This is a genomic window from Pantoea sp. DY-17 (assembly GCF_019795975.1).
GTDB classification, from domain to species: domain Bacteria; phylum Pseudomonadota; class Gammaproteobacteria; order Enterobacterales; family Enterobacteriaceae; genus Pantoea; species Pantoea leporis.
The window spans coordinates 1,966,327-1,980,830 of the sequence record NZ_JAIMIG010000001.1 but is presented as its reverse complement, the minus strand read 5'-3'; the positions used below and the strand labels follow the sequence as shown (position 1 = coordinate 1,980,830).

Annotated in this window: 15 protein-coding genes; 13 read left to right on the top strand and 2 right to left on the bottom strand. The window is 56.2% G+C overall.

From position 1 onward, the window contains the following. The first annotated feature begins 54 nt into the window (after nt 1-54). The 8 genes from K5Y33_RS09255 to mlaA are packed head-to-tail and all read left to right on the top strand — an operon-like array spanning nt 55 to nt 6,482. Complete coding sequence (locus tag K5Y33_RS09255; RefSeq protein WP_110866541.1) at nt 55-795, top strand: heme ABC transporter permease; 741 nt, start codon at nt 55-57, stop codon at nt 793-795. Beyond that, nucleotides 792-1,025 (top strand): heme exporter protein CcmD, encoded by a 234-nt coding sequence (gene ccmD, locus K5Y33_RS09250; RefSeq protein WP_222233752.1) that lies wholly within the window; start codon nt 792-794, stop codon nt 1,023-1,025. Before K5Y33_RS09255 ends, ccmD begins: the two co-directional genes overlap by 4 nt. Then, the gene (gene ccmE, locus K5Y33_RS09245; RefSeq protein ID WP_008101293.1) at nt 1,022-1,507 is read left to right on the top strand and encodes a cytochrome c maturation protein CcmE; all 486 of its coding nucleotides are present in this window, start codon (nt 1,022-1,024) and stop codon (nt 1,505-1,507) included. Before ccmD ends, ccmE begins: the two co-directional genes overlap by 4 nt. Continuing rightward, a complete protein-coding gene (locus K5Y33_RS09240) occupies nt 1,504-3,462 on the top strand; it encodes a heme lyase CcmF/NrfE family subunit (RefSeq protein ID WP_192233233.1) in 1,959 nt (652 codons plus the stop codon). Before ccmE ends, K5Y33_RS09240 begins: the two co-directional genes overlap by 4 nt. Further along, nucleotides 3,459-4,016 (top strand): DsbE family thiol:disulfide interchange protein, encoded by a 558-nt coding sequence (locus K5Y33_RS09235; protein ID WP_101763614.1) that lies wholly within the window; start codon nt 3,459-3,461, stop codon nt 4,014-4,016. The genes K5Y33_RS09240 and K5Y33_RS09235 overlap by 4 nt, the downstream gene beginning before the upstream one ends. After that, a complete protein-coding gene (locus tag K5Y33_RS09230) occupies nt 4,013-4,468 on the top strand; it encodes a cytochrome c-type biogenesis protein (protein WP_101763615.1) in 456 nt (151 codons plus the stop codon). The genes K5Y33_RS09235 and K5Y33_RS09230 overlap by 4 nt, the downstream gene beginning before the upstream one ends. Further along, nucleotides 4,468-5,679: a c-type cytochrome biogenesis protein CcmI gene (gene ccmI / locus K5Y33_RS09225; protein WP_222233751.1), complete on the top strand. Its 1,212-nt coding sequence runs from the start codon at nt 4,468-4,470 to the stop codon at nt 5,677-5,679. Before K5Y33_RS09230 ends, ccmI begins: the two co-directional genes overlap by 1 nt. Nucleotides 5,680-5,714: 35 nt before the next feature. Next, nucleotides 5,715-6,482 (top strand): phospholipid-binding lipoprotein MlaA, encoded by a 768-nt coding sequence (gene mlaA, locus K5Y33_RS09220; RefSeq protein ID WP_101763617.1) that lies wholly within the window; start codon nt 5,715-5,717, stop codon nt 6,480-6,482. A 47-nt stretch (nt 6,483-6,529) separates the two neighbouring features. Here mlaA and fadL read toward each other — a convergent pair whose 3' ends face one another. Continuing rightward, nucleotides 6,530-7,813 (bottom strand): long-chain fatty acid transporter FadL, encoded by a 1,284-nt coding sequence (gene fadL, locus K5Y33_RS09215; RefSeq protein ID WP_101763618.1) that lies wholly within the window; start codon nt 7,811-7,813, stop codon nt 6,530-6,532. 359 nt (nt 7,814-8,172) lie between these two features. On the opposite strand from fadL, the gene K5Y33_RS09210 reads away from it, so the two are divergent. The 4 genes from K5Y33_RS09210 (at nt 8,173) to sixA (ending at nt 12,753) form a co-directional block, all read left to right on the top strand. Continuing rightward, nucleotides 8,173-8,469 carry a YfcZ/YiiS family protein gene (locus K5Y33_RS09210; RefSeq protein ID WP_101763619.1) on the top strand — a complete coding sequence of 99 codons (297 nt, stop codon included), beginning with the start codon at nt 8,173-8,175 and terminating at the stop codon, nt 8,467-8,469. Between the two features lie 166 nt (nt 8,470-8,635). Then, entirely contained in the window at nt 8,636-9,946 is a 1,311-nt protein-coding gene (gene fadI / locus K5Y33_RS09205; protein WP_222233750.1) for an acetyl-CoA C-acyltransferase FadI, read from the top strand. Further along, complete coding sequence (gene fadJ, locus K5Y33_RS09200; protein ID WP_222233749.1) at nt 9,946-12,075, top strand: fatty acid oxidation complex subunit alpha FadJ; 2,130 nt, start codon at nt 9,946-9,948, stop codon at nt 12,073-12,075. The genes fadI and fadJ overlap by 1 nt, the downstream gene beginning before the upstream one ends. 195 nt (nt 12,076-12,270) lie before the next feature. Continuing rightward, nucleotides 12,271-12,753, top strand: a complete 483-nt coding sequence (sixA, locus tag K5Y33_RS09195) for a phosphohistidine phosphatase SixA (protein WP_222233748.1) — start codon at nt 12,271-12,273, stop codon at nt 12,751-12,753. Between the two features lie 66 nt (nt 12,754-12,819). Here sixA and smrB read toward each other — a convergent pair whose 3' ends face one another. Next, a complete protein-coding gene (gene smrB, locus K5Y33_RS09190; RefSeq protein WP_101763622.1) occupies nt 12,820-13,368 on the bottom strand; it encodes an endonuclease SmrB in 549 nt (182 codons plus the stop codon). Nucleotides 13,369-13,528: 160 nt separating this feature from the next. On the opposite strand from smrB, the gene prmB reads away from it, so the two are divergent. Next, nucleotides 13,529-14,461: a 50S ribosomal protein L3 N(5)-glutamine methyltransferase gene (gene prmB / locus K5Y33_RS09185; protein ID WP_110866547.1), complete on the top strand. Its 933-nt coding sequence runs from the start codon at nt 13,529-13,531 to the stop codon at nt 14,459-14,461. Nucleotides 14,462-14,504: the final 43 nt, after the last annotated feature.

Sequence of the window (14,504 nt, the reverse complement as noted above, 5' to 3'; positions counted from 1 at the left end):
GTGCCGCCCCAGAGCGGTCGAAACCTGAATTCTCTTTATTGTGAGCTATGCAAAATGTGGAAATGGTTACACCAGTGGGCAAAGCCTGAGCGGCTTTACCAGCTATGCGGTCGCTTGATTCCGTGGTTCGCGGTGCTGGGTGTTGGCACGCTGTTACTCGGCTGGGTCTGGGGCTTCGGCTTTGCACCGGCGGATTATCAGCAGGGCAACAGCTTCCGGATTATGTACATTCACGTGCCTGCAGCGATGTGGTCGATGGGCGTGTACGCGTCAATGGCAATCGCGGCGTTTATCGGCCTGGTGTGGCAGATGAAGATGGCCGATCTGGTCTCGGCGGCGATGGCGCCGATTGGCGCGGTGTTCACCTTTATCGCGCTGATTACCGGCTCCGCCTGGGGTAAACCGATGTGGGGAACCTGGTGGATCTGGGATGCACGCCTGACATCTGAGCTGGTGCTGCTGTTCCTCTATATGGGCGTTATCGCGCTGTATCACTCCTTTGAAGACCGCCGCACCGCCGGGCGCGCCGCCGGCATTTTGATTCTGGTTGGCGTAGTTAATCTGCCGATCATTCACTTCTCGGTGCAATGGTGGAACACGCTGCATCAGGGCTCATCAGGCATTCTGCAGCAGGCTATCGATCCAAGCATGCGCACACCGCTGCGCTGGTCCATTCTCGGTTACCTGCTGGTGTTTGGTGCGCTGACCTTAATGCGCCTGCGCAATTTGATTCTATTCACCGAGCGTCATCGTCCGTGGGCGATTGATGTGGCGCAGGGAGGAAGCAAATCATGACGCCAGCCTTTGCATCGTGGAGCGATTTCTTCGCCATGGGCGGCTATGCCTTTTACGTCTGGCTCGCCGTTATCCTCACGTTGATCCCGTTATTCGGTCTGGTGCTGCACACCGTGCTGTTCCGCCGCCGTTTGCTGGCGGAAATTCGCCAGAGTCAGTCCAGGGAGCGCCGCATTCGCGCGGCTAAATCGAAAAAAGCTGCCAGTGGAGCAGCGGGAGAATCCGTGTGAATATCCGTCGTCGTAATCGCCTCTATGTGGCGATCGCGGTGTTGATCGGGCTTGGCCTGGCGACTGCGCTGGTGATGTACGCGCTGCGTTCCAACATCGACCTGTTTTATACCCCGAGTGAAATTATCAACGGCAAAGGTGAAGATCATCAGAAGCCTGAGCCAGGCCAGCGCTTGCGCATTGGCGGCATGGTGATGCCGGGCAGCGTAAAGCGCGATCCGAAAACCCTCGCCGTCTCTTTCAAACTGTATGACGCCAACGGCGTGGTCAGTGTTACCTATGAAGGCATTCTGCCGGACCTGTTCCGTGAAGGGCAGGGCGTGGTAGCGCAAGGCGTGCTGGAAGAGGGCAATCTGGTGAACGCCAAAGAAGTGCTGGCGAAACACGATGAAAAATATACGCCTCCCGAAATTGAAGATGCCATGAAGAAGAATCACACAGGACCTGCGGCAGCGTATCAGCAGTCGGGTGCGCAATCATGATGCCGGAAATTGGTAGCTTTCTGCTGTGTCTGGCGCTGGCTTTAGCGCTCCTGTTGAGCGTCTATCCGTTGTGGGGCGCTGCGCGGCAGGATGCGCGTTTGATGGCCATGGCGCGCCCGTTGACCTGGGGCATGTTTATCTGTGTCGCCGCCTCTTTTGTGGTGTTGGTGCACGCCTTTGTGGTGAATGACTTTACGGTTGGCTATGTCGCCACCAACTCCAACACCTTGCTGCCGGTCTATTATCGCATCGCGGCAACCTGGGGTGCGCACGAAGGTTCACTGCTGTTGTGGGTGCTGTTGCTCAGCACCTGGACGCTGGCGGTGGCGATCTTCAGTCGCGGGATGCCGCAGGATGCGCTAGCACGCGTGCTGGCGGTGATGGGCATGATTAACCTTGGTTTCCTGCTGTTTATCATTCTCACCTCGAATCCATTTACCCGCACCTTACCAAACTTCCCGATTGACGGGCGCGATCTCAACCCGATGCTGCAGGATATCGGGCTGATCTTCCATCCGCCGCTGCTGTACATGGGTTATGTCGGCTTCTCGGTGGCCTTTGCGTTTGCCATTGCCTCGCTGATGGCCGGACGTCTGGATACCGCATGGGCGCGCTGGTCACGTCCGTGGACCACCGCCGCGTGGGTGTTCCTGACTATCGGTATCGTGCTCGGTTCGGCGTGGGCTTATTACGAACTCGGCTGGGGCGGCTGGTGGTTCTGGGACCCGGTCGAAAACGCCTCCTTTATGCCGTGGCTGGCCGGAACAGCGCTGATGCACTCGCTGGCGGTGACGGAAAAGCGCGGCAGCTTCAAGTCGTGGACGGTGTTACTGGCGATCACCGCGTTCTCGTTAAGCCTGCTTGGCACTTTCCTCGTGCGCTCCGGCGTGCTGGTTTCCGTGCACTCGTTCGCCTCCGATCCGGCGCGCGGCATGTTTATTCTCGCCTTCCTGGTGATTGTGATTGGCAGTTCGCTGCTGCTGTACGCGCTGAAAGGTGGTCAGGTGCGCAGCCGCGTACAGAGCGAAGCCTGGTCACGCGAATCCTTCCTGCTGGGTAATAACGTGCTGCTGATCGCCGCGATGCTGGTGGTATTACTCGGTACGCTGCTGCCGCTGGTGCATAAACAGCTCGGTCTCGGCAGCATCTCGGTGGGCGAGCCGTTCTTCAACACCATGTTTACCTGGCTGATGGCACCGTTCGCGCTGATGCTCGGTATCGGTCCGCTGGTGCGCTGGCGTCGTGACCAACCACAGAAACTGTGGAAACGCCTTGGCGTGGGCCTGTTAGTGACGCTGATTCTGTCGATCGCCCTGCCGTGGCTGCTGCAGGATCGCATTGAGGCGATGACGGTTATCGGCCTGCTGATGTCGATCTGGGTGATTATGTTGACGTTGATGGAACTGCACGAGCGCGCCACCCATCGCCACTCTTTCTTCAAAGGTTTACGACATCTATCGCGCAGCCATTGGGGCATGGTGCTGGGGCATTTAGGCGTGGCGGTGACCGTGGTCGGTATCGCCTTTAGCACCCAATACAGCGTTGAGCGTGATGTGCGCATGAAGGCGGGCGATACCGTAGATATTCACAATTATCACTTTACCTTCCACGGCGTGCGCAACCTGCAAGGGCCGAACTACAGCGGCGGCGTGGCGGTGATTGAAGTGACGCGCAACGGCAAGCTGGAGGCGGTGATGCAGGCGGAAAAACGCTTCTATGCAGCCGCGCGCACCATGATGACCGAAGCGGCGATCAGCGGCGGTTTCACCCGCGATCTGTATGCGGCGCTGGGCGAAGAGCTGGATGACGGTTCGTGGGCGGTGCGGATTTACTACAAACCGTTTGTGCGCTGGATCTGGTACGGCGGCGTGTTTATGGCGGTGGGCGGCTTGTTCTGCCTGTTCGATCCGCGCTATCGCTCACGCAAAAAAGAGCAGCGCGAGGAGCTGGCATGAACAAAAAAATCCTGTTTATCCCGTTAGTTCTGTTTTTGCTGCTGGCCGCGGCGCTGCTGTGGCAGCTGTCGCGCAACGCCAACGGCGATGATCCAACGCGTCTCGAATCAGCGTTGATCGGCAAACCGGTACCCGTATTCAAACTGGAAGCGCTGGATCAGCCCGGCAAAATCTACGATCAGCAGGTGCTGACCGACGGCAAACCGATTCTGCTCAACGTCTGGGCAACCTGGTGCCCAACCTGCCGCGCGGAGCATCAATACCTCAACACGCTGGCGGAAAAAGGCATTCGCGTGGTTGGCCTCAACTATAAAGACGATCGCACCAAAGCGGTGACCTGGCTGAACACGCTGGGCAATCCTTATGCGCTCAGCCTGTATGACGGCAACGGGATGCTCGGTCTCGATCTCGGCGTTTACGGCGCACCGGAAACCTTCCTGATCGACGGCAAAGGGATCATTCGTTATCGCCACGCAGGCGACATGAACGATCGCGTCTGGCTCGAAGAAGTGAAACCGCTGTGGGACAAATACAACAAGGAGGCGGGCGTATGAAACGGCTGCTTCTATTGTTAGCGGGCATTCTGCTCAGCACCAGCCTATGGGCGGCGATTGATACTTATCAGTTCGATTCGGTGCAGCAGGAAGAACAATACCGCGATCTCACCGCATCGCTGCGTTGCCCGAAATGCCAGAACAACAGCATTGCCGATTCCAATGCGATGATCGCGTCGGATATGCGTCTTAAAGTCTACGAGTTGATGAAGCAGGGCGAAAGCCGCCAGCAGATCATTGATTACATGGTGGCGCGTTACGGTAATTTCGTGACGTATGAGCCGCCGGTAACGCCTTCTACGCTGATTTTGTGGGTGGGGCCAGCGCTGTTTGTGGTGCTGGGCGCGCTGATCATTATTCTGCGTAATCGTCGTGGCAAAGCGCGTAGCGAACTCGACGACAGTGAACAACAGCGCCTTGCGGCGTTACTCAAGCGTGACGGGAAGCCGTAATGACTGGATTCTGGATTACCCTGATTATCTTACTGCTGGCGGCTATCGCGCTGTTTCTGCGTGCCGGCTGGCGTCAGCGCGAGGCTAGCAGTGGCGATCGCGATCGTCTCAACACCGATTTCTATCAGCAACGCCTACGCGAGCTGGAGCGTGATGAAGAAGAGGGCGTGGTGGCTGAGCGCCCGGAAATGGTGCGCGAACTGCAACAAACGCTGTTAACCGATGTGCCGCAGCAGGATGCCGCGACCATTCATCGCAGCAGCCGCTGGGTGTTGCTGCCGGGCGTGATTGTGCTGCTGGTGGTATCGGTTGGCATGTATCTGAAAACCGGCGGACTTACGCAGCAAACCGCGTTTGTCAGCGTACAGCAGGAGTATCCTGCGTTACGCGCGCGCGTGATGGATCCTAAAGCTCAGCCGCTAACCATGGAAGAGCTGGCGCGTCTGCAGCTGGGTCTGCGCAGCTCGCTGCAGCACGACGCAACGAACCTCAACGATTGGGCGATGTTGGGCCGCTTAGGCATGGTGCTGAATAACGCCACCGATGCCAGCCAGGCATTTGAACATGCGCTACAGCTGGCGCCAGACAACATCGAACTGCAGCAGGATTATGCCGAAGTGCTGACGCGCTCCAGCGATCCGCAGGATAACCGTCAGGCCAACGTGTTGCTGAAAGCGCTGCTTAAACGCGATCACAGCGATGTGCGCACGCTGAGTCTGCTGGCGTTTAATGCCTTTGAGCAGCAGCAGTACAATGAGGCGATTGGTGCATGGCAGGTGATGTTGAAACTGTTACCGGCAGGCGATCGTCGCATCACCATGATCGAGCGCAGCATTGAACAAGCGAAAACCGACGCGGGACAGCAAAATAGCAGCCTGGCATTGACGGTGAGTTTGACGCCGCAGGCAGAAAAAATGTTACCGCAAGGCGGAGTGTTGTATATTTCTGTGTCTGACGGTGTTTCACCGGTGCCTGTGGCTGTGAAGCGTTTACCGCTGAGCCACTTCCCGTTATCGCTCACGCTCGATGACAGCAATGCCATGATGCCCGATCGCCTGCTTTCGGCACAGCATCAGGTGCAAGTCAGGGTGCGCATTTCGCGCGATGGCAGTGCCAATCCACAGTCTGGCGACTGGTTGGGTTTAAGCGCGGTCACACCTTGGGATGGTCATCAGCAACTGGCTGTGGAAATTAATCAACAGCAGCCCTGAAGCGATACCTTACTGATCCGCACAGGGAGAGAAGAATGAATAACCGCCTGACCGGTTTGGCGCTAGCCAGCTTACTGCTGGTGGGTTGTGCCAGCTCAAAACCGGCTGAAAATACGGAACCTGCGCAGCGCAGCGATCCGCTGGAAGGCTTTAACCGCACGATGTTTAACTTCAACTACAACGTGCTGGATCCGTATGTTCTGCGTCCGGTGGCAGTCGCCTGGCGCGATTATGTGCCGGTGCCGGCACGTAGCGGCATCAGTAATGTGTTATCCAACGTTGAAGAGCCCGCCAGCATGGTCAACGCCATTCTGGTGGGTGAACCGCGCCAGGCAGGCATCCACTTCACCCGCTTCTTCCTGAACACCGTGTTAGGGCTGGGTGGCTTTATCGACGTGGCGGGCAAAGCCAATCCGGCACTGGCGCGTGAAGTGCCGCATCGCTTTGGTAGCACGCTGGGACGTTATGGCGTCGGTTACGGCCCGTATGTTGAATTGCCGGCCTACGGTAGCTTCACCATCCGTGAAGATGGCGGTGACTTCGTTGATACGCTCTATCCGGTCTTAAGCTGGTTGAGCTGGCCGATCTCGGTAGGTAAATGGACGCTGGAAGGGATTGAAACCCGTGCGCAGTTGCTGGATTCGGACGCCATTTTGCGTCAGCAGCAAGATCCGTACGCCTTTATTCGTAATGCCTACTTCCAGCGACATGACTTTATTGCCAACGGCGGTAAGCTGAAGCCGGAAGATAATCCGAACGCCAGTGCGATTCAGGACGATCTGAAAGATATTGATTCTGAATAAAACAAAAAGGCGACTCAATGAGTCGCCTTTTTTTATCAAGCTACGTATCAGAACTTGTAGTTAAAGTTCGCGCCGTACAGCCAGGCTTTACCTTCAGAGTTAAAGGTATACGGGCCTTCTTTCACGGTGACTTTCTGACCGTGCATGTAAGAAATACCCAAGTCGACAGAAGCATCCTCATTGAAGGCGTAAGACGCACCGGCACTCAGCCACAGACGATCCTGATCCGGGATAGAGATAGAACGCTTGTCGGCTGGAACCGGGCTGTCATCAAAGGCGATACCGGTACGGAAGGTCCAGTTATCGTCGTAGAAGTAAGTGGTACCCAACGCGATACGGTAGGCATCGTGGAAACTTTCATCCTTATAGAACAGCGTCTGGCCATTGCTGCCGGTGGCTTTCAACTCCTGGAATTGACTCCAGCTGGTATAAGTCAGGCTATAGTGAACTGCCCATTGCGGCGCCACTTTATGCCAGCCTGACACTTCCCACATCTCTGGCAGATTCAAAGTCAGAGAACCCGGAATTGTGGTGCCGCTGGTGCCGTAAGGCAGGCCTAAAGCCAGTGCCTGCGGTGTACCGTTAAAGGCGGTGGGGATGTTGCTCTTGTAGTCGCCGTCAAAGTCGACTTTTACTTCTGAGCGGTAGGTAAAGCCAAAGCGGTTATTTTTATCCACTTCGTACAGGATGCCGGCGTTCCAGCCGTAGCCCCATTCATCACCTTTTAAATGCGCAATCTGGGTATCGGCTGGCAATCCTGCCACGGCACCTGCTTCACCGGCATAGCGCTCAATTTTCGCTTTTGCGTAGACCGCATCAAAGCCGATACCGAAGCTGAAATTCTCATTCAGTCGATAAGCGGTGCTGATATTAAAATTACCGGTCATCAGGTCGGTTTTGCCGCCATAACCACCTGCGGTATAGCCGTCATTAAATTCGGTTGCTAAACCATAGTTTGAGGTCGCAGATGCACCAATCCACCACTGATCGTTAATTGGGTGCACATAGTGAAGATTAGGGATCCACTGATTTGGGGCGATATTTTTGGCATCGAGGCTGCGACCTGTCGGGCTCTGACCGCTAATATCCACTTCGGGATCAATATAAACCGCGCCGATAGAGAAAGAAGGGCGATCCATTAATGCCATGGTTGCCGGGTTACGGCTGGCAGAGGCGGCGGTATCACCCATCGCACCTTCGCCGGAATATGCACGACCTAAACCAATTGCTGAGAATTCATTCAGTTGAAAGCCCGCGGCGTAAACATGAGAACAGACGAGCGTTACTGCAGCTGCCACAGCTGACTTTGCAAACAGGTTTTTATGGTTCATGACCACAACCTCATCCAGATTTATTATTTAACGTTGTTACGTCGCGTAACAAAGAGCGGCGAATTGTAGGGACTGATGGCAAAACCACATATCAGACCAGTGCGACGAGTATAGGTCCGACCTGTGTATTTGTTGCAATATTGTTTTTTAAATATTTCTGATTTGATCGATAAAATCAGATCTGCTTAACAAAATCTTAGCGGTTCGACTTAAACATAACGTTCAATTTTGCTGTGGATCAATTTTTAGTGTGATATTCGTCACTTAGCGGCTTGAGCGTGGATGTGAAAACGCAGCAGGCGTACACTTTGCGGCAGAAAATAATCCGATTATGTTGAAATTATCGTCAGGAGAGAATCATGACTGATGCCATTAAAAAGTGTAATGCCAACGAAACGGCGGCCTGCTGCTGTGTCGATGTGGGAACCGTGATGGATAACACCGATTGCACCGCAAGCTGGTCTGGCGTATTTGCCGACCGTCATGCGGCGGAAGCGATGCTGGCGCATTTGACTGAGCGCGCGCGTCAGGTGGAATCCGATCCTTGCGATATTCGCGCGGATTTTGCCAATGAAGGCGACGCGGTGCGCCTGTCTATCGACTTCACCTTTGCCTGCCAGGCCGAAACCCTGATTTTCCAGCTCGGCCTACGCTAATCATGCCGCTGCCGAAACCCCTTCGGCAGCCTTAACTCATTTTCGTGTATTCCCTCGCACTTTTTTCCTCTGCTTATTGGCTACTTAGCAACACTTAGTTAACACTGATGATCAGGTCAGACCTGTTTGGCAATGATGCCCCGGTCGAAAATTACAGGTGATTGCAATGAGCAAAGCGCAGCCGCTGCTGACGCGTCAGGGCGAACGTATCGCCATAACCCACGGATTACGCACCCCTTTTACCCGTCAGGCGACCGATTTCCACGGCATTCCCGCGCTGGAGCTGGGACGCATGGTGATCAGCGAACTGATGGCGCGCAGCGAATTACCGGTCGACGTTATCGATCAGCTGGTGTTTGGTCAGGTGGTGCAGATGCCGGAAGCGCCCAACATTGCACGTGAAATTGTTCTGAGCAGCGGATTAGGCGTGCATACCGATGCGTATAGCGTTAGTCGCGCCTGCGCCACCAGTTTTCAGGCGGTGGCAAACGTGGCGGAAAGTTTAATGGCGGGCACCATCGATGCCGGCATTGCCGGTGGCGCGGATTCATCCTCGGTGCTGCCGATTGGCGTCAGTAAAACTCTGGCGCGTGCGCTGGTGGATCTCAACAAAGCGCGCAGCTTTAGTCAAAAACTCAGCATCCTGCGTCGTTTGCGTCCGCGCGATCTGTTGCCGGTGCCACCGGCGGTAGCGGAGTATTCCACCGGATTACGCATGGGCGATACCGCCGAGCAGATGGCGAAAAGTCACGGCATCACGCGTGAACAGCAGGACGCGTTAGCGCTGCGTTCGCACCAGCATGCGGCGCACGCCTGGCAATCGGGCGTGTTAAGCCAGGAAGTGATGCCCGCATTTGTGCCGCCGTGGAAAGCGCCCATCGAGCAGGACAACAATATTCGCTTCAACGCCAGCGCCGCCGATTACGCCAAACTGCGCCCGGCGTTCGATCGTCGCCACGGTTCGGTGACCGCCGCCAACAGCACGCCGCTGACCGATGGTGCCGCAGCGGTGATCCTGATGCGTGAAGGGCGCGCGCGCGAACTCGGCATTCAGCCGCTCGGCTATCTGCGCAGCTATGCTTTTACGGCGATTGATGTCTGGCAGGATATGCTGCTTGGACCGGCCTACGCCTCGCCGCTGGCGCTGGAGCGCGCCGGCATAATGCTCAACGATCTGACGCTGATTGATATGCACGAAGCCTTTGCCGCACAAACCTTAGCCAACCTGAAAATGTTCCGTGACGAACGCTTTGCGCGCGAGGTGCTGAATCGTCCGCATGCGTTAGGTGAAGTCAATGAAGAGCGCTTTAACGTGCTTGGCGGATCGATTGCTTATGGTCATCCGTTTGCCGCCACTGGCGCACGCATGATCACGCAAACGCTGCAGGAACTGCGGCGGCGCGGTGGCGGATTGGGATTGGTCACCGCCTGCGCGGCGGGCGGCCTGGGCACGGCAATGGTTTTGGAGGCCGAATAATGAGCGAATCCGCCTTTCATTTACACATGCGCCTCGACCACGTCGGTGTGATCACCATCGATGTGCCGGGCGAGAAGATGAACACGCTGAAGGCCGAGTTTGTGCCGCAGATCAAAGCGGTGCTGGACGAAGCGCGCAGCCATCAGCAGTTGGCTGGATTAGTGTTGATCTCCGGCAAGCCAGACAACTTTGTTGCTGGTGCGGATATCAGCATGATCGCCAACTGCAAAACGGCGCAGGAAGCTGAGGCGCTGGCAAAGCAGGGACAAGATGTGATGGCGATGATTGCCGCGCTGCCGTTTCCGGTAGTGGCGGCGATTCACGGTGCCTGCCTCGGCGGCGGTCTGGAACTGGCGCTGGCCTGCGATGCGCGCATCTGTTCGCTGGATGACAAAACGCGCCTCGGTTTGCCGGAAGTACAGCTCGGTCTGCTGCCGGGTTCTGGCGGTACGCAACGTTTGCCGCGCCTGATTGGCGCGCAGCAGGCACTGCCGCTGATCCTCACCGGCAAACAGCTGCGCGCTAAACAGGCGCTCAAGCTGGGGATTGTCGATGACGCGGTGCCGCAATCAATTCTGCTGGAAACGGCGATTGCGCGCGTACACAAAGGAAAAGGCGCACGGCGGGAGCTTTCGCGCCGCGATCGTTTTCTGCAGGGACCAATCGCGCGTCAGGTGCTGTTCTCGCTGGCGCAGCGGCAAACCCACAGCAAAACCCAGGGCAACTATCCAGCGGCCCAGCGCATTCTTGACGTGGTGCGCATCGGTCTGGAGCAGGGCAGTAGCGCCGGACACGAAGCGGAGGCGCGCGCCTTTGGCCAACTGGCGATGACGCCAGAATCGGCCGCGCTGCGCAGTTTGTTCTTCGCCTCAACTGCCTTAAAGAAAGAGTCGATGGCCAGTGTCGAGCCGCAAGTGCTGAAGCAGATTGGCGTGCTCGGCGGCGGTTTGATGGGCGGCGGCATCGCCAGCGTTACGGCGCTGAAAGCCGGTTTGCCAGTGCGCATTAAAGACATCAATCTGGTCGGCGTGAATCATGCGCTGCAATACAGCTGGGATCTGCTGAGCAACAAGGTGAAGCGGCGTCAGCTAAAAGCCGCCGAACGCCAGCAGCAGATGGCGCGCATCAGCGGTGGCACCGATTACCAGGGATTTAGCCAGCGCGATCTGGTGATTGAAGCGGTATTTGAGGATCTGGCGCTCAAGCAACAGATGGTCAGCGAAATAGAAAGTCATTGCCAGCCGCACACCATTTTCGCCTCCAATACTTCGTCGCTGCCAATTGCTGATATCGCAGCCAAAGCCCAGCGGCCTGAAAACGTGATCGGTCTGCATTTCTTCAGTCCTGTGGACAAAATGCCGCTGGTGGAGGTGATTCCTCACGCCAATACCTCGGCGCAAACGCTGGCAAATACGGTGCAGCTGGCGCGTCAGCAGGGCAAAACGGCGGTGGTGGTGGCGGATCGTCCCGGCTTTTACGTTAACCGCATTCTCGCGCCCTATATAAATGAAGCGATGCACTGCTTGCAGGAAGGTGAGCCGATTGAGCATATCGATCGCGCTCTGGTGAAGTTTGGTTTCCCGGTTGGGCCGCTGCAGCTGCTGGATGAAGTGGGCATTGATGTCGGCAGCAAGATCAGCCCGATTCTCGAGCAGGCTTACGGTTTACGTTTCAGCGCCCCCAACGCCGCGAACGCCATTCTGGCCGACGGCAGAAAAGGGCGCAAAAATCACAAAGGGTTTTACCTCTATCAACGTTCGCGCTGGCCGGGAAAACGCAAAGTCGATGCTTCCCTTTATTCACTGCTGAATATCAAACCGCAGGCGAGGCAGAGCGCAGCGCAGATCGCTGAGCGCTGCGTATTGATGATGCTGAACGAAGCGGCACGCTGTCTGGATGAAGCGGTGATCCGCAACGCGCGGGATGGCGATATTGCGGCGGTATTTGGCATCGGTTTTCCGCCGTTCCTTGGCGGTCCGTTCCGCTATATGGATCAGCGCGGCATTGGCGATATCGTCAAAGCATTAAGGTCATTAATGCAGCAACATGGCGAGCGTTTTGCGCCGAGTGAGGCGCTGATCGCAATGTCAGAACAGCAAACGAATTTTTACACTTCTGCACAATCGTGAATAGGCGCACAGATTCAGCGGGTTAGTCAGCGGGCCGTGCAGCGGTAAGCGCGGCACCATTCTGAGATATGCTTATTTAATAAACAACCGGTTGACTATACTGAAGCCATTGGGGTAAAACACACCGTTCATTCGCAGAATGAAGCGTCTGGTGCTGTGGTACCGGCCGATATCGACAAACAACAGCGGTGCTTTATGCAAGTTTTTATCATGCGTCATGGCGATGCAGCTCTGGAAGCAGCGAGTGATTCCGTTCGACCTCTCACACTCTGTGGCTGTGATGAATCGAGAGCGATGGCGAGCTGGCTCAACGGCAAAACGCCAGAAATTGATCGGGTATTAGTCAGTCCTTACCTGCGTGCCGAGCAAACGCTCGCCACGGTGCGCGAAACCCTGAAATTGCCAGAAGGGCAGGATGTTTTGCCGGAACTGACGCCGGGCGGCGATCCAGGCATGGTGGCTTGCTATCTGCAGGCGCTGGCACAAAAAGGGGTTAAATCGGCGCTGGTGATTTCGCATCTGCCGCTGGTGGGTTATCTGGTGTCTGAACTCTGCCCGCAGGAAGCGCCGCCGATGTTCGCGACCTCGGCAATAGCCTGCGTAAACTTTGATGCAGAGGCCTGCGAAGGCAATCTGGAGTGGCAGGTCAGCCCGTCAAAATTGGCTAAAGCGATTTAATTCCCTAAAGTTATACATTTCTCTGTGGGCCGCAAACGCGGCCCTATCCTTTTGTAGCGCGGCATGTCACGGCAATTCAGGCGGCTGCCACTCCTCTACCTCTATCAGCACCAGCAGTGCGGCATCGCCGCCAAACATTTTCGGTGCCTGATGAAACGCCATCACATGCGGATGTTGTGCCAGCCACAGCGGTGTTTGCTGCTTGAGGATGTGTTTGCCGTGCCCGGTCATCACGCTGGCGCAGAACAGATGTTCACGACGACAGGCGGCAATCAACGCGCCGAGTTCCTGCTTGGCCTGCATCTGCGTTAAGCCATGCAGATCGAGAAAAATTTCCGGCGTGTAATCGCCACGACGCAATTTCTTCTGCTCGTAATGGCTGACATCTGCCCGCACGTAGCGCACCGGACCTTCGCTCGACAGCAACGGCTGAAACTCGTCTGAAAAATAATGGCTGTTATCGACCTGTTCTGAAAGCAGGCGTTTAAGCGGTACTTCGCGCGTTTTCACTACCGGTTTATGCACGATAGTGTCCTGTTTCAGCTTGCGGGTTCCACTCATTAACTGGCGGAACATCTCCTGATCGTCCTGGCTTAGCGGCGTTTTCTTACTCATGGCTCTGTGATTGGGTCAGAAAAGGCTGGTTAAACAGCCGGTGGCATACCTTAACCGTTACTGTTAACAAATGTCAGCTTTTTCGCCTCGCTGCGCTGAATTCTGCCCGGCTTCGTGGCACACTATCGGCCGATTGATTTTATGGCCTGCGGAGGGCTACGTGGACAAGATATTCGTCGATGAGGCAGTGAATGAACTGCACACCATTCAGGACATGCTGCGCTGGGCTGTCAGCCGTTTTTCGGCGGCAGGCATTTGGTACGGCCACGGCACGGATAATCCCTGGGACGAAGCAGTCCAACTGGTTCTGCCAACGCTATGGCTGCCGCTGGATATTCCAGAAGATATGCGCAATGCGCGCCTGACTGCCAGCGAGCGTCATCGCATTGTTGAGCGCGTGATTCGCCGCGTCAACGAGCGCATTCCGGTGGCGTATCTCACCAACAAAGCCTGGTTCTGTGGCCACGAATTTTACGTTGATGAGCGCGTATTAGTGCCGCGTTCACCGATTGGTGAACTGATTGAGAACCGCTTTGCTGGTTTGATCAGCGATTCGCCTCATCACATTCTGGATATGTGTACCGGCAGCGGCTGCATCGCCATTGCCTGCGCTTACGCCTTCCCGGAAGCGGAAGTGGATGCAGTCGATATCTCCACCGATGCACTGGCTGTCGCCGAGCAGAACATTGAAGAGCACGGCCTGCTGAACCACGTCACGCCAATCCGCGCCGATCTGTTCCGCAACTTGCCGCCGGTGAAATACGATCTGATCGTCACCAATCCACCGTACGTGGATGCGGAAGATATGGACGATCTGCCGAACGAATATCGCCACGAGCCGGAACTCGGTCTGGCGGCGGGCAGCGACGGCCTGAAACTGGTGCGTCGCATTCTGGCCTGTGCGCCGGATTACCTCACTGAGCAAGGCGTGCTGATTTGCGAAGTGGGTAACAGCATGGTGCACATGATCGATCAGTATCCAGACGTGCCGTTTACCTGGCTGGAATTTGATAACGGCGGTGACGGCGTGTTTATGCTGACGCGCGAGCAAATCGTGGCGGCACAGCATCACTTCTCATTTTACAAAGACTAAATAAGAGGGCGAGCGCTCGCCCGCAACATCGCAACAAGGAACC